Below are 15,125 nucleotides of genomic sequence, written 5' to 3' on the forward strand. Positions count from 1 at the left end.
CCTCCATTTATTTCAGCAACAATACTTATACATAAAACGATTCTTATTGTGAGACCAATAGAGGGGAGGAGAACGCCATGTTGTTGCCTATTCTATTCACAATCATGGTAATGTTTGTAGCTGTAGCTTATAGCATATATACTATTTGCAGCTACAAGATTGCCAAGCTCAAACACGACCAAGGTCAGTAAAACAGGAAGGGCAGTCCACGAGGATCTGCCCTTCATATCTATTTCCAGAACAAAAATCTATTCCACCGTCTTTTCTGAGTAGTGTACCTATTCAATAACTCTTTTTCCATTTGTTCACACTCTTCAATTTTGCTCGCGAGTACTAACAACACAGCCTGAGTTAAACTTTTCAAACTTTCATCAGTCTTCACGTTGCGTGTATAGTTGTCCACTAAATTATCGATGCCATCAATTGTTTGGAGCACCAACAAGACCAAAAGGCCGTCTGTTCCAACAGCTGCCGACAGGTAGACCTTCATGCTACTAATAATTTCGTTTGTTTTTAAGATAGCATCACTGGTATCTTCGAAATCTTCTCTCATAATTGCCCACCAGTACTTATCGCAGGTGTTCCTTATTCCAACAATAATTTCTCTAGTTCTTTGATCTATCATTGGTTTCTCGTTCTTTTTTTGTTTCCACATAGTGTACCAAGCTGCGCCGAATGCTCCCATGGTACCGATGATTCCACCTGTAAATCCACCCCAGTCAAAGCTCATCCATCTTCCCCCTTTTGCTGTCAATTTTCGACGCATAATAAGGAAATCCTTTTGTAGATTTGTGTTGAGTTGGTTTCAACGTTTGGGTGACCATCATATGCATGCGTACACTCACTCAGATGCTGTTCTTCGCTCTTCAATGGACTGATACCTGCAAACATACGTTCTCATGTTAAGAAGCTCAGAACGGCTCACATTCTGTTATATGAAGGCAAAAGAAAAGCACCTCTTAAGGTGCCTTGCTTGCAGTGAGTGGAATAAAATTATTCTTAACTTGCATTAACTGAGAACCATCCTTTCCGAATCCAGGACCTGATACTCTCCAAGCTAGAACGTAATCTCCTTCACTAACTAAAGGGACTTTGAATTTGAAATGACTGAGATTGAATTCCTCCCCGTCCCAAAGTGGACTATGGTGTGGCAGAGCAAACAGTTTGTAGTAACATGTAGTCGATATATTTAATCCATCTCTTTCAATAATGTAATCATTGCTCAACTTAACAAAATCACCTTCTGAACTAATTTCAATTCTATTATCAATATATGCTCGTACACCATAGTATTCTGCAGGTACCGGAGAAGTATTAGCAGCATTTAGTGCTATTTTTTTTTCAACAATTTCATCTTCTACATCTTCTACTGTAAACCATAGATTCACATTAGGAACATTATTCCTTCTTCTTACATCACGAACCTCATAATCTTCCATAGGCGCCGATTTAAAGTTGAATCTTTTGTAATACTTATGATCGTTTGCCATGTGAGGTCCGTCTAAACTTTGGGGGATTGAGATTATGTAAATAACTCTTCCTGGGTTGGTTATTTTCAGATCAACCTGAAAGATCCGAATACCTTCAATACGTCTCTGAATTCGGCCATGAATATTATCTTCAATCCATTCCCGTTTTACTATATTAGGATCATACCCGTCATCAATCTTTACTGCGACATTATCCTTCTCAATTACACCATAGATTAAAATGCCACCATCTGAGTTTGCAAAAGCCGAGACATCCTTTGAGAGTTCATTTTTGCACTTCTCATCATTTTTTAAGGAAGCGCAAGCCTTATAGTCGAGCTTTATGTTTTCCTTGACTTGGTTAGTTATAAGCTGCTGAATATCTTGTTCCGTCCAATCTGTTTTAGTAATCATTCAATACCTCCTCACTTCTTTATAAATTCGGCCTTGGAAAGGTTGCTCCGCTCAAGGAAAAAAAGCACCACGAAGGATGCTTTTTTATTTCCTTACTCTCTTTATTATAGCTTCATTGATCATATCTTCAACTTGTGCATGGATCATCCTGTTATTGGTATCAATGATGCCTGCCACAGTATTAATGATAATTTCATCCTGAATACCAGCGTTCCTCAACAAATTTTTAACTCTATCAATTTCAATGCCTAAAGCTTTAATCTCAGTTGACAAATCGGTCACCCCCTAGGTCATCAAGATTCGACATTTAGAAAGGCTCTTCCTTTAGAAACACCACATAGGTAGTCCCGTTTCCGCTTCGAATGCATGTAATAGGACACTTATGTTCTTTATTTCTGCAAAATTATCCTTTTCAATCTGTTTTTTCACTTTTTCTGCTTGATCAACACCATATCTAGCATTCGTTAAGTATGTATGGTATTTTTCAAAAGTTTCTCCTTCTTTAATGCCTTCTCGTTCAAGTTTTGAGTAAATGTTTACTAAAAAATTACTTAATTCCAACCTTTCACGCACATCTACATTATTAACACTGTCCTTTGGAGTGTGCTGAAACTGTTCTACCGTATAAATTTTGGTCAGTTTTTTTCCAAAGATTCGATGTGATCTCTACAAGTTTTAATTGCTTGTTCTTTCATAGCGCACCTCCTGTTTACCTAATTTTACCTCCTTACAACACATAGGTCTACTACAAAACTGCTTCACTCCATCCCATCTACTACACAGTCTTTGCATTTCTCCGGCTGCTTGTTGGGGCGAATGCGTATCTTCTTCCGTCTTCTGCTGATCACTTCAATTCCTCCAATGAAAAAAAGCCGATCCATGAAGGAAGGACTTTAAAATTTGATATGTATGAAGTTGGTGTTACGTCCTAAAAGCATGCGCCCGAAACGGTCGCCGCAAAAGCGCTACGCTCTTTGCTTTAAATGCATACGTACTATGTAACTATGGAGAAAGAACAAGACCATTTTACTGAAGCTACCAAATGCAGGTCAAAGAACAGAAAACGGGTGAGTACCAATGATCTGGAACAAACCCGTTGTTTCCTGCTTAATCCTTGCTATTTCACATTTGGACCATATCGAGCATTACCTCAAAATGATCATTACAACCAAATTGCATCAATTTCGATAATTTAACAACCAAGCAGTAGAAAAGGCGAGAAGAGGAACGCCCCAGTCATATGCCGCTATTGCAGCTGTGCGTTTCATTCTTGCCCGATTTTCAAAGTACAAATATATCAATTTAAAGGTCTATTAAACGGTCATCATTAGGTAATAATCCGGTCAATAGAGCAATTAACGTAATTAACCATTTCTTTTTTTACGTATACTTTTAAACTTTAGGTAATAAGTAATCAAATTTATTGCCTCTTCCTGCCTCTGTTCAATTGGTGCTCTTAGATTAGTTCTTTCTGAATTTAAACTCTGCCTTTTAAAGACCTCCAAAACATACCAATATACGGAATTCATATATCTTTGGAAATGACCTAAATCAAGATTTATTTCCTGACCGAGCTCAAGATCTAACCATGGACAATTTGTTATTACTCGTTCATCACTCAGACCATTCTTGTGAACAAGAATATTTCTTATTTGAGAAAGTTCCATCAACTGTTTGGATACCAAGTTATTAATATGACCACCATGATCAAAGATGTTTAGCAAACTCTCAAATTTACCAACACCAAACTGTCCATTAATTTTCTGATCTGCCTTCAATAAATCAAGTAATAAATCTGCTTGTTCATATTTAGGCTTATATAAAAAATTAATCAATTCGCCCTTTAACCTTCCTAACTGAGAAATACTTCTAAGATCCTCTTTTTCGATCAATATTTTTATTATAAATTCATCTACAAATGCTTCTAGTAAACTCCAAATTCGAATGGACAACAGGTTGTATAGGAATGGAAAACCTTTTTTTTCTTGAATTTCGATAAAGTGTGCCAAATCCATCGTTTTCATTAGTTGAGAAGTATCTCTCTGTGAGTTGTTGTGCACCAACTCATTTCGCACCTTGTAAGACGCATCGCTTCCAATCTCAAAAATCTCCGAAAACAAATTAATATCTTCTATTTGACGAATATAAGTGTTGAAAAATTCTTCATTTATCATTACATCCTCCATTACCATTTAGTTTTAGTTGGTTAAAAAATGGATAATATCCGATCCATATTTTTCGAATGTGTCTTTTACTCCACCTAGATATATTTGTGCTCTTCCATCAACAGACTCTATTTTCTCCTTGTATTCCCTAACTTGTGAAAAAGGAGCGGCCTCTTTAAAGGCTTTTGCAATGAAACGAAGCATTTCATTTTCTGGCCATCCCATAACTGAAATATCAGGACACCAATCAGAAGGATTAGGGAAATAAGAAATTATCACTATCTTTCGACTTTCTCCATGGTTGCGAATAACTCTTTCTAACAAACTATTAATGTGATAGTCACCAAAGGAGTAACCTATAATCAGTAGACGATCATTTTCAAGCAATGATTTCTGCAGCTGAAAATAATATGTACTATAAGGATACGGCAGAAGCTTATCAGTTTTTTTTAATCCAGTAATAATTGGTCCAATGTGCGCTTCATCGTGGGATTGAGCGGTAAAGCTAGATTGATTGAACCAAGTTTGATATGCATCTTCAAATGTGGGATATAGATAGAGATCATGAAAATCATCTTCAAATATGTTTCTATTATCCGAAGTGGTGAGATGACCATATAAAATGCTCCCATGTAAGTGCATTATTCTTGTTTTCTCATGATTATTTAGCAATTTTTTGGGATTAAATCTTTTGAAAATCTCCCCTTCTATTTCATTTTCAAATCCGTCTTCATATTCAGAAATACTTACTTCCATGCAATTATCATAGTTTAATGTTGATATATCCCAATGACATTGACTAGTTGCATTTTCCCAAAACGAAGCAAACCAAGAATGTTCTTCCCTCGGATCATACTGAACACTATAGTTATTGATCTCTTTAGATACTTGAGTAATTAGGTCTCGTTTAGCATGTTGCAACAGTTCTTGATTAAAAAAATTAGTGTTACTAGGGACTAAAAACCCTCCTAAATGAGGTTTGAATTTTTTCATAGTCCCAGACTGTGATAATCTTGCAAAAGAGATAAGACTCTCTAATGTATAAAAAACGTCTTCAAAGTGACAAATAGAAGGGGAAAAAAAATTATCCAGTTCCGAAGACACTTCCTCAAGAAACTCATATTCGACAAAATTATGGGTTTCAAAATCATAAATCCTTTGGGGTGTTTCCCTCACTATTCTTGTAAGATGTGTGGATAACGGACCTCCTATATCGACGCTAGCTCCTGCTCCAAGAAGTGCTGTGACACGCATAAAAATCCTTCTCTCCTTTACGTTTATTTTTATAATAATATAGAAAAAAAAGAAAAGGTAGTCAGCTAGAGAACTTCCCTTTCTTTTTCCTTTATTCACTATCTAATTCAAAATAAAATTCCTACTGCCACTGACAGAATCCAAATAGCATCATTCTTTATACGTCAGTGTATATAGCTTTAGTGCTCTATACGCTTACGGACTCGCGCTGATGACAACTGAACATCCTTTAGTCACGAAAGTATATTAAGCTGATGTTTTTACTTTAAGTAAATCCATTTTACCTTTTTATTGATACTATCCTATTGTTGGAGTCATTATAGACTGTGGTGCTCCCATCAAATATTTACCGAAGGTGAGAACATATGCGTCAGCTCTGTCAGGTGATTTTAATCCGCGCTTTTTCATGTCCTTCTTACTTTCAAGTAGTATCTTCCCCTTACTGGTCATTGACCATTTTCTTGCGGTCAATTGAGAAGTCAACGTATCATCATTAAGTAATTATAGTACCGCAGATCAATAGTTCATATAATTGCTCATTTTAAACCACGGGTATTCGGTGATCCGAATTTTCAACGCTCCCCCTTTGCTTACTGTCTCGATTATTAGTTGCTTCAACTGTTCAAGTTCATGTTTATGGGCCAATAAAATATGTAAAACATAATTAGCCTTCTCAAACTGCTTTATTAAGTCTTCTATGAGATATCCCTTATAGTCATTCAGATTTATGACGATCCGTTCTGCTTGAGTCTCTTGGCGTGGATCATTGTGGGCTCTCGTGGCCGAATACGTTCAAGCTCCATCTTTTGACCCAAAACGCAAACCTCAATATATTTTTTGTTTATCCACTATAATGCTAATTCTGCTTCTTCTCTCACAATAACGCCTGTCTGGCTTTTATATTGAAAGTTCTCTTTTGCCCATAACAATAGTATCTTTAAATATTCTAACGTCTCAATTTCACATACACTGTCCTCTTCATCTTCTTCTGCAAAGATATCTTCAAAAGTTGTAAAACACTTATCAGATTTAATTAAGTTCACATTCCCTCCTCCCTCGTATAACGTTATTTCCCCTTTCAATAATTTGATTAAGTTTCCGATCTCTTCCTGGATCGTGGCGAAGTCTCCAAATATATCCGATCCCAAAGAATTACTAATCAGATACCCATTCTTTAACGATGAATCGATGCCTAAGTCCACGATAACTTCGTTGAAATCTTTTTTATATTCAATGGTTTACCTATACTTAATCATGTTGATATCTCCAATCTGTTGTGTCCAAGTCATTTCTTAAAAAACGCAGAAGAACCAAGGTAACAAAAAAAACAGATCAATCATAGTGGTATCTCACCAATGCGAAAGAGTATCATTAATTAGGAATGAACCCAAACCCTTTTCCTGCGTACAACTCAATTGATAAAATGGTTATGGCTTTAAAAGGAGCATGACCTGCTTCAGCATTTCTTAATAAAGTCGGTTTTCTAAAATGTAAACTGGTTTCCAGCTTGAAGATAGCGGTATCTCCTTCAATTTTAAAAAAGATACATTAATCCATATTGGAGCTTTCGGAAAAAGCCCTCCTAAAACCCAACATCTTCTAACCATAGTTTTTTACTGCCAACATTCTCTTTAGATAACACAAGGTGTTTCATCATTTCATCGCCACCATCTAACATTTCCCCCTGTTCCCCAACGGGCTCTATGACAAACTTAACGATATCGCTCGAAATGTTTTTTGCCTTTTTTATCTTATCAACGGCTTTAGATAAATTAGTCGAAAAAATTACCTCATTCATTTGAGTAGTCAACATATCTCCTCCTATTCAAACCATTGATGAAGTCTTTTATAGGGTCACCATCTTAAATGATACCTGGACATGGATTACTTATTTTCAAAATTTTTAACTTGCTCAATCTTTTGTGTAAATTCACAAGCCTTTCGAAGATCTTCTTTCATGTAAAGTTCGATTAAAGTATTCGCCTCTTCCTCCCAATCGGGACCATATTGTAAAAGGTAATCTGTAAACCTTTCATAGTAGGAACGGTTGGATGGATTTAACCAAATCAATCTTTGATACATCTTCATTACACAAGGAATGGACAGAAAGAAATGAGTAAGTTCGTAATTGATTGCTTCCAATAAATGATCCGAGTTGTCCGTATGATCTATTTCAGATAGCAATTTATTGTATAAAGAGTCTACAGTCTCTCTCGTTATCTTTAATTCTGTCTGATTTAATGTCGATCAATTCTGATCAATCCACTGATGCAATGTTTCCACTGTTTTTTGTAAAGTCAAAGCCATCATCCTTACTCTTATTAAACTCATTTGTTATCTACAAGATGGCCGGAAAACGAAGATATGACAAACAGGTCAATCATCGTGGTACCTAACTAAGATCAACCTGTTTAATGTAATGAAATAAATATTTAAGATTCACATTTTTCTAAAAACCATCTCCTAGCTTCTTCTTTTTCTAACAGCAATGGTTTTTCCGGTGTGCCAATATTTATACTCTGAAAAAAAGCTTCTTCTATCCCTTTAATACCCTTTAGTGTTACTCCGTTTAACAACGTATCTTTAAATGTCGATACGCTTATATCTATATTTTCTAGTCTTGCATTTCTAAAATCGGTTAAATGGAAAGATACATTAATCAGATTACAATCAACTAAACATGCGTTATTAAATGCTGCTTCCCAACAATCACCTTTACTAAATCTACTATTTTTAATGATGCAGTTGGAAAAATCCGTATACCTGAGATCTGATTTATAAAAATCACATTTATCTAAACATGTATTGATAAAAGTTGATGAGGCTAATAATGATGAATGAAAATCAATATTTTCCAGTTTGAGATCATCAAACGTGCAATCTATTAAATAGGATTGTTCAAGTAATACATCAGATAAGTCAAAAACTCTTAAATCAACTTCATCTAACTTTAACTGTTCACCTTCATCACCAATTGTCTCAACCCACTTTTTATGCAAATCAAACATATTGATAATATCTTTTTCTTCCATTTTTCCACTCCTTTAGGGGAACCATAATATTCTATCTGCTATTCCTTCTTTATCAATTGCTTTCTTCAGTTGTTCAATATGCTCTGGCACCATTTTTTTCGTATCAATAATTACGTCATGCCCCTTAGCAAATTCTTCATGTATTTTTTGCATACCATTTTGAATAGTAAAAGCACCCTTTTTAGGATTGGTTATAGGTATTCCGTTCCTACCACTTGGATATGATTCAAAACTCTTCACGTCCCACTTTATGCCCGTAGTGGTATCAATGAACTCTGCGCCCTTATCTGCTTGTGAATCACGTATTATTCTCCCTAAATCACCTCTTGCTTCTAATTGTAATCCAACCTCTCTTTCATTTATATTTTTGGGTTCTATTTTCCCACCACCAGAAGGATCTCGAGCCAAATCATCCAACTCTTTGTGATTCCTGCCTCCAGTGTATGTATCTTTACCCATCCCTTTAATTTTACTCGTTTTCCTCGCTTCAGCCGCTTCCAAATTCTTTTTAATCCTCGCCACAGCTGGATGAGAAGAAGGCAAGCGAAAAGGTCCTTTACCGCCCGGCATACTCCCGCGAACCATCTGAAATGCCATGAATAGTTGGCTGAACTTCAGGGAAGTTAGCATCATCTGAGCATACTTATCGGATACAGGCTCGCCTGTGAACGGATCGATTCCCATTTCAAATGCCTTGATCTGCATCGCAAAGATATCTTCCCCTGACGCTTCAGCATTTACAGCTTGCATTCGATTAATATCCAAATGCCCTTGATCTCTCTCATAAGCTTGGAGCGCAGACTGATCCGCAACTCCATTCTCGTTGACAGGCATCCACATCCATTTTCCAAAAACATTGACTTGTGCCATCCCATAGCCCTTATCATCCGAACCGGCATAATATCTCGAGGTCTCCATCATCGTTACAGCGCCAACAGTACCAACGGCATTACCCAGACTCACCTTCTGAGCATCAGCATTCTCAAACCGCATGGCGATATCCTTAAGTTCCTTGGAGATGCCCACCATACTTTCCAGCGCCTTCTGCAATACAGGGCGCGACTGCTCAAATTCATAGAAGAATCGCTCCTGCGTTACACCCAGCCACATCTGCTGAAGGAACATAATCTGTCTTGAGAGATCCTCCCGTATATGCTCCAATTGTTGCCTCGCCTGATCTATTTGATTCGATACGTGATGTAACTGTTCAGGGGTAACTTTAATGGTACTCATCCATGTTCACCGCTCATCTAATATATGATAAGACTATGTTAGCAGAAGTTTAATGGCAATGATATCCGGCTAATCTCCTGATTTCACTGCATCAATCCACGCTTAGAATGATCCATATCCGTCCTTCAGTCCCATACGATTTCTATGTAGGTGTATACATTCCAAAGGGTTTTCATTCAATTTGACGACAAAGGATACTGTGGCATTTCACTGCGACGAACAACAGACTTTAATTATTCATGGCATTAATGAAGTAACTTGACTTTAACTGGAGATCAGAGGTACTATATGTTTATATATATGTAATATATTTCAATTTAAATAATTATTTTGGAATATTATACTCCAACATATGTGTCAGAGCCTACCACAGCTAAGATATTAATTCTTATAATTGAGTTTCACATTTTGTCTGCAACACATAATCATTGGCAGGCATTCATTTTACATATACATTCCTACTTCATAGAGTTTTCTAGCCTGTAGAGTTCTATCTCCTTTATTTCTGTTTTCAGTAAAGAACAAAGAGGGTAGAACCATTTTCATAAGAGAGGAGGGCAAGGGGCTTTATCTGCAAGCAGGTCTATTTGTCGTTATCAATATTTTCTAAAAGAATACCCATAACAAGAAAGGTGGAATTTATTGCTATGAGAAAAATGTTTAGTTTAGCTCTTATACTTGTTCTCGTGCTTTCGTTTAATGTAGCTGCCTATGCAGATGGTGACGTGACCCAAGCCAAACCGTTGACAAAGGAAGAGATTATTAATTCCAAAGAATTCCGTGAAGCTGTTGAGGCTGCTAAGGCTGAATTTAAAGCGCAGAAGGCTGATAATGCGGGTGGTCCAGTTCTGTTTGCGCCTGCTCCGAACGTATCTCACATTAATGTATATGGTGTCGTATCTCCTAATGGCGGTCAAGAGATTTACGGCTTCAATAACAACCCGCTCTCCACGACCAATGATCATGGGGGTGCATGGATTCAGTGTATTACGTTCCAGATCGGTTATGACAGCAGTCACTTCGGCAAACTCGCCGGCAATACAATGACAAACAACTGGTCTGAAGCTATTGATCTGGACGGTGATCGTGTCATAGATGCTTTTGCCCATTCTTGGGTTTATGAATCCCCTAATACAACAGGCGGACAATTTGTAGGTACGGTCTATTCCATTAACATCCCAACACAGTGGACCGCTTGGATTAATGTTCGTTAACAGGAAGGATGTTATCTGAATATTGGAGGAACTGGCTATCTTGGTTCTATCCTGAGGAATACGGGAGGTAAACCCAAAAGCTCATCAGCTTTGGAAACGAATCGGATCGCCCCCAATATGATATGACAGCTCAATTCTTCAGCTAACAATTACGTTAGCTTGATCAGGCGCAGGGATATGTATCCCTGCGTCTTTTCTCAATGTGACGTTACCCTAAGAGCAGTAGCCGAGCAAAAATTGCCAAGGCAATGCCGAGCATCTTTTTGCCACAATAAGCCTGAACTTGTACCCAACAATGCTACGTTCGCACTACTCTTGAATCCAAACTTTAGACTAAATAAATCCAGTGCCTCTTGTCGTACCTCTGAAATGCATCAAAAATAAACAAGCCAGCCCACGATTGGACTGGCTTGTTCATTTGAATTTCAACACATTAATTTGTTGAGAAAGCAAGGCGTGCATTTTCAACCGCTAATTAGGGAGATACGCTTCCCGCGCCACTATTTTGCTCTACTTTAGTACCCGGCAATTGAATCATTGGCGTATTTGATCCACTCACATATGGAAGGGCTCCATCCCATTTCTTGATGGTTTCATATTCAACGAGTTGACTGGATAAGGATTGTTGAAGCTCTTTATTGGCTTTAGCTTGACCCTCTGCTTCAATTAATAGTTTGTCTGCATTACCTTGCGCTTCCACGCGCTTGCGCTCTGCTTCTTTCTTGGCGATCTCAAGTTCAGTCGTTTTGCGTTCCAATTCTTGAGAAGCTTCGACACGTTTATCGATGGCTTCCTGCGTCTTGGCGTCAGGTTGAGGAACACCTACAGTAACGTTGGATACGATAAAACCTAACTCTTTAACGTCATCCGAAAAACGTTGTTGCACGTCCACACCTGCTTCAGATGACTTTTCACCATACACATCAATGACTGTAAACTTGGAAATACCTTTACGAGCTGCATCACGGAAACGTGTTTTGAGATATGTATCCTCAATTTCTTGAATGCTAATTGGCCCAAATGTGTTGAAAATAGAAGATACTTTACTTGGTTCTACTTGGTAGTTGTAAGCAAAATCGATGGTGATGTTCTTTCCGTCAGATGTAGCAATTTGAATATCTCTGTATTCCACCGTTTGAATTCGGATCGGATATTTGGTTACTTTATCAAACGCTCCAACCAGTTTCCACCCTTGACTCAGTGTGCTATCTTTTACCCCTCCATTGGGTGAATACACGACCCCAACATAACCATTAGGAATTCGTGTGACGAAGAAGGTCACCAGTAATACTCCCACAATAATAACGAATGCAACTGTAATTGCCCCTACTCTAAACGTCTTTGAATTTTTCATCACCATTCTCCTCTTGTTTGAATTTATTATATTTCTTCAGAATTCTACTACCTATTTTATTGAATAGCGGGATCATTAATGCCCATAGAATAAATGCTAGGATCAAGATTAAAATGATTCCCCCAATAAATGGCATATTCATCCTCCCCTCTTTTGATGTAACCGAGTACAAATTTATAAATAGCAACTAATTATATCCTTCTTTATATATACTTTGTAAATTCATATTAGGTTTCAATGATATCCGGCGTCGCTTCCTGTAGACCTCTGTAGGTACAACATATTCCGAATAAGACTGCCTTAGTCTACAAAAAAAAAGAGCCATCAAATTATTTGATGGCATTTACCAATGTGTAACCTATACGAACCAAAATTTATAAACCTTTGTACATCAGGCTACTGTCCCTCTGAATATATAAATACATAAGTACTCTCTTCCGACTTCTCTTCTGAAAAAACAAAACCTAACCGATCAAAGCTTCTGATATCCTCCACATCTGTAATCTTCCGCTCAGCCATATATCGTACCATCTCACCTCTGGCCATCTTGGCCCGGGTTGCCTTTTCAACAAGTTTTCCATCGACCATTTGTCCGAATACACAAGTGATCATCCGGGTTTCCTTCTTCAGGAAAGGTGTGATGTTCTTGCTATACTCTTTGGAAGCCAAATTCAGAATACAATTGCTTTCAGATTGAAGCTGATCCGCCAACTTGCTGCCCCAGAATTGATAGAGCGATTTGAAACCTGGACCTTGCAGCTTACCCTGCATCTCCAATCGATACGGCGTAACGCCATCCAAAGGCCGTAAAATGCCATAAAAACCGGATAATATGCGTAAATGCTGCTGAAGATACGCCAGTTCCTCATGTTGAAAAACGCCCGGTGCCATATATTGATACTGAATGCCCTCGTAGGCATAGATGGCTGGCGTAAGATTTGTTTTTATATTCATATTCCGAATCCGCTCCACGTTCTGTTCAGCGATTGCATCGTTACACTTCCACATCGCTTTGAGCTCGTCATAGGATAACTTTTGAAGCAAACTCAATAGCTGTTCTGATTCGTTTATAAATTGCGGCATCTGCGCGATAGCCATCAAATCGGTGTCGATCTTCATCTTTTTAGCTGGTGATATAATAATTCTCATCGTGCTAATCCATCCTTAATCTACCTTTGTTTTTGTCGTTATCCATTGTACAGGATTGGATGGGTAAATCCAATGGTGTTGCATATCATCCTCTATTATCTTAGTTCGTATGATTGAATTATTCATTCGGATCAGGCGTCAGCTGAATCCATTCATCTGCTCTATAGTAGATATATTCCTGCGGATTGTCCTTGAATCGGACGACAACAGGATACATCGGCATTTTGCTTCGACGAGCCGTGATGCTTATAATCGTATTCCCATCTATTCCTTTTTCGGCGGTTAAATATGTTCTAAAGTCATCTTCCAGCTGCTTCATATCACTCTTATACGAGCCATACCATGTAAAAGAAGCGATGACCACTAGTGCAACGATAACTAATGAGGTCTTTAGCAACTTCATTTCTACTCACCTCACTTAGCCTGTAATTTGTATTATCACTAATATCTATCTCTGCCTTTAACACCATTATTTGGTAACAATTATCTTCTCCGAGTTTCCTTCCCAATCAATCTGAACTATAAATTCATTCTCATCCAAAAATGGGGACATCCCTTCACCTTTTCCTCTGATTATATTATTAAAAGGTACTTCTCTCTTTGAATGAATATTTTCACTCATAAATTTGGTTTTAACTTTTTCAATTAATGAAGGATTATCTCCTAAGTACCTAATTTCATATTCATAACTTGCTACATCGCTATTACTTTGAACTGTACATGAAACACTCCAATTCGCACTCTCCCCTGTATATGAAGCGACTTTGTTTGAACAAGCGGATGCTGTCAATAGAAGAAAAAAAAGAAAAAAAAACGATACTTTCTTCATAATAAATCCTCCTTTTTAGTCAAGCTATAGTAAATACATCTAAGCAAAATAGAGAATTAACATGAGTTTCAAGAAACCCTGATATTTCGTACTAAAAATGAAGTTCTAACATATTCATCAGTACTGATCTACATGTTTGTAAAATCGTTTAAAAATCGTTCTCAGAGGATATGTCACACTTGTTGTGACAATCTGTCAAAGTGAGCTATAACACTCCGTTCAAGCCACCGAATAATCTCCCTAGAATATTAAAATATATTATGATGAAAGATAATATTAAAGATATTGGTAGTATAATCAAAAATTTAAGTCTGCTCGTAGGAACAATAAATAATAAAACAATAATCATGATTAGATATATTCCCATAAGTATTGGAATCAAATAATAATGAGTATGATCCGGCAAGTATGCGTCGCGTAATTGATACCCTTCGGAAAGTAGAGCTGTGATTGGAGTGCATAAAACTAAACTAGATACCCATCCATTCCCACGTGCATACCACATCACATAAGCACACACCGGAGATACTACTGCACATATCCCCCAAAAAACGATTTCTCTCATGGGAAAGAAATGTAGGAAAAACACGGTGTATACATAATAAACGGTTAGCAGCGACAAAAAAAAGAAGAGTACTTTAGCTGCTGCTAGTTTAGGAGAATAACTAAAAACTGATATGAGTGTGGCAACAAAAATCCAAATACCTAGACGTCCACCGATATCATCAAATATAGGGTTAATCCCCTGAGTATCCACAAGCTTTGCCGCTAAGCCTAAAACTATCCCTATCGTTATCACAATTACGATTGAAAGGACATTTTGTTTTGTAGCTGATTGTTTTTCAACTCTAATTTGATTTAACTTATTATGTATTCCCATTTCGATCCTCCAACTTCCATAATTCCTATATTCTAACACATTCGATCCAACCTGTTCGATTTGTTCCTCAGATCCATTTTGTAGATATCTCACTAATTACGGTTCTATGCATCAACTCATATCCGACCCTGG

16 protein-coding genes are annotated in these 15,125 nt (G+C 37.4%); 1 reads left to right on the forward strand and 15 read right to left on the reverse strand.

What is annotated here, in order from left to right:
• Positions 1-229: 229 nt before the first annotated feature.
• The 10 genes from MKY85_RS19925 to MKY85_RS19970 all read right to left on the reverse strand — a co-directional run bounded on the left by MKY85_RS19925 (position 230) and on the right by MKY85_RS19970 (position 9,567).
• Positions 230-730, reverse strand: coding sequence for a hypothetical protein (locus MKY85_RS19925; RefSeq protein ID WP_342570596.1), 501 nt, complete (start codon positions 728-730; stop codon positions 230-232).
• A gap of 229 nt (positions 731-959) precedes the next feature.
• Complete coding sequence (locus MKY85_RS19930; RefSeq protein ID WP_342570597.1) at positions 960-1,883, reverse strand: ATP-binding protein; 924 nt, start codon at positions 1,881-1,883, stop codon at positions 960-962.
• Positions 1,884-1,967: 84 nt separating this feature from the next.
• Positions 1,968-2,156 (reverse strand): hypothetical protein, encoded by a 189-nt coding sequence (locus tag MKY85_RS19935; protein WP_342570598.1) that lies wholly within the window; start codon positions 2,154-2,156, stop codon positions 1,968-1,970.
• Positions 2,157-2,207: 51 nt separating this feature from the next.
• Entirely contained in the window at positions 2,208-2,444 is a 237-nt protein-coding gene (locus MKY85_RS19940) for a hypothetical protein (RefSeq protein WP_342570599.1), read from the reverse strand.
• An 803-nt stretch (positions 2,445-3,247) separates the two neighbouring features.
• Complete coding sequence (locus MKY85_RS19945; protein ID WP_342570600.1) at positions 3,248-4,057, reverse strand: hypothetical protein; 810 nt, start codon at positions 4,055-4,057, stop codon at positions 3,248-3,250.
• Positions 4,058-4,081: 24 nt separating this feature from the next.
• Positions 4,082-5,302 carry an SIR2 family protein gene (locus MKY85_RS19950; protein ID WP_342570601.1) on the reverse strand — a complete coding sequence of 407 codons (1,221 nt, stop codon included), beginning with the start codon at positions 5,300-5,302 and terminating at the stop codon, positions 4,082-4,084.
• A gap of 848 nt (positions 5,303-6,150) precedes the next feature.
• Positions 6,151-6,345, reverse strand: coding sequence for a hypothetical protein (locus MKY85_RS19955; protein ID WP_342570602.1), 195 nt, complete (start codon positions 6,343-6,345; stop codon positions 6,151-6,153).
• Between the two features lie 539 nt (positions 6,346-6,884).
• On the reverse strand, positions 6,885-7,115 hold the full coding sequence (locus MKY85_RS19960) for a hypothetical protein (RefSeq protein WP_342570603.1): 231 nt from the start codon (positions 7,113-7,115) through the stop codon (positions 6,885-6,887).
• Positions 7,116-7,734: 619 nt separating this feature from the next.
• Positions 7,735-8,334 (reverse strand): pentapeptide repeat-containing protein, encoded by a 600-nt coding sequence (locus MKY85_RS19965; protein WP_133385454.1) that lies wholly within the window; start codon positions 8,332-8,334, stop codon positions 7,735-7,737.
• Between the two features lie 12 nt (positions 8,335-8,346).
• Positions 8,347-9,567: a WXG100 family type VII secretion target gene (locus MKY85_RS19970; protein WP_342570604.1), complete on the reverse strand. Its 1,221-nt coding sequence runs from the start codon at positions 9,565-9,567 to the stop codon at positions 8,347-8,349.
• A 647-nt stretch (positions 9,568-10,214) separates the two neighbouring features.
• Here MKY85_RS19970 and MKY85_RS19975 point away from each other — a divergent pair.
• Complete coding sequence (locus MKY85_RS19975; RefSeq protein ID WP_342570605.1) at positions 10,215-10,781, forward strand: DUF4879 domain-containing protein; 567 nt, start codon at positions 10,215-10,217, stop codon at positions 10,779-10,781.
• Between the two features lie 475 nt (positions 10,782-11,256).
• On the opposite strand, the gene MKY85_RS19980 is transcribed toward MKY85_RS19975, so the two are convergent.
• The 5 genes from MKY85_RS19980 to MKY85_RS20000 form a co-directional block, all read right to left on the reverse strand.
• Entirely contained in the window at positions 11,257-12,135 is an 879-nt protein-coding gene (locus MKY85_RS19980) for an SPFH domain-containing protein (protein ID WP_342570606.1), read from the reverse strand.
• 396 nt (positions 12,136-12,531) lie between these two features.
• A complete protein-coding gene (gene yaaA, locus MKY85_RS19985) occupies positions 12,532-13,284 on the reverse strand; it encodes a peroxide stress protein YaaA (RefSeq protein WP_342570607.1) in 753 nt (250 codons plus the stop codon).
• A gap of 118 nt (positions 13,285-13,402) precedes the next feature.
• The gene (locus MKY85_RS19990; protein ID WP_342570608.1) at positions 13,403-13,687 is read right to left on the reverse strand and encodes a hypothetical protein; all 285 of its coding nucleotides are present in this window, start codon (positions 13,685-13,687) and stop codon (positions 13,403-13,405) included.
• Positions 13,688-13,753: 66 nt separating this feature from the next.
• Positions 13,754-14,113, reverse strand: coding sequence for a hypothetical protein (locus MKY85_RS19995; protein ID WP_342570609.1), 360 nt, complete (start codon positions 14,111-14,113; stop codon positions 13,754-13,756).
• Positions 14,114-14,318: 205 nt separating this feature from the next.
• The gene (locus MKY85_RS20000; protein WP_342570610.1) at positions 14,319-14,993 is read right to left on the reverse strand and encodes a hypothetical protein; all 675 of its coding nucleotides are present in this window, start codon (positions 14,991-14,993) and stop codon (positions 14,319-14,321) included.
• Between the last annotated feature and the right edge of the window lie 132 nt (positions 14,994-15,125).

This window comes from Paenibacillus sp. FSL R5-0749 (assembly GCF_038595085.1).
In the GTDB taxonomy this organism is placed as follows: Bacteria; Bacillota; Bacilli; order Paenibacillales; family Paenibacillaceae; genus Paenibacillus.

Bases quoted from the DNA above. Each gene is read 5' to 3' on its own strand.
- MKY85_RS19925 (WP_342570596.1), bottom strand. From the start codon at position 730: ATGAGCTTTGACTGGGGTGGATTTACAGGTGGAATCATCGGTACCATG.
- MKY85_RS19930 (WP_342570597.1), bottom strand. From the start codon at position 1,883: ATGATTACTAAAACAGATTGGACGGAACAAGATATTCAGCAGCTTATA.
- MKY85_RS19945 (WP_342570600.1), bottom strand. From the start codon at position 4,057: ATGATAAATGAAGAATTTTTCAACACTTATATTCGTCAAATAGAAGAT.
- MKY85_RS19950 (WP_342570601.1), bottom strand. From the start codon at position 5,302: ATGCGTGTCACAGCACTTCTTGGAGCAGGAGCTAGCGTCGATATAGGA.
- MKY85_RS19960 (WP_342570603.1), bottom strand. From the start codon at position 7,115: ATGTTGACTACTCAAATGAATGAGGTAATTTTTTCGACTAATTTATCT.
- MKY85_RS19965 (WP_133385454.1), bottom strand. From the start codon at position 8,334: ATGGAAGAAAAAGATATTATCAATATGTTTGATTTGCATAAAAAGTGG.
- MKY85_RS19970 (WP_342570604.1), bottom strand. From the start codon at position 9,567: ATGAGTACCATTAAAGTTACCCCTGAACAGTTACATCACGTATCGAAT.
- MKY85_RS19975 (WP_342570605.1), top strand. From the start codon at position 10,215: ATGAGAAAAATGTTTAGTTTAGCTCTTATACTTGTTCTCGTGCTTTCG.
- MKY85_RS19980 (WP_342570606.1), bottom strand. From the start codon at position 12,135: ATGAAAAATTCAAAGACGTTTAGAGTAGGGGCAATTACAGTTGCATTC.
- yaaA (WP_342570607.1), bottom strand. From the start codon at position 13,284: ATGAGAATTATTATATCACCAGCTAAAAAGATGAAGATCGACACCGAT.
- MKY85_RS19990 (WP_342570608.1), bottom strand. From the start codon at position 13,687: ATGAAGTTGCTAAAGACCTCATTAGTTATCGTTGCACTAGTGGTCATC.
- MKY85_RS19995 (WP_342570609.1), bottom strand. From the start codon at position 14,113: ATGAAGAAAGTATCGTTTTTTTTTCTTTTTTTTCTTCTATTGACAGCA.
- MKY85_RS20000 (WP_342570610.1), bottom strand. From the start codon at position 14,993: ATGGGAATACATAATAAGTTAAATCAAATTAGAGTTGAAAAACAATCA.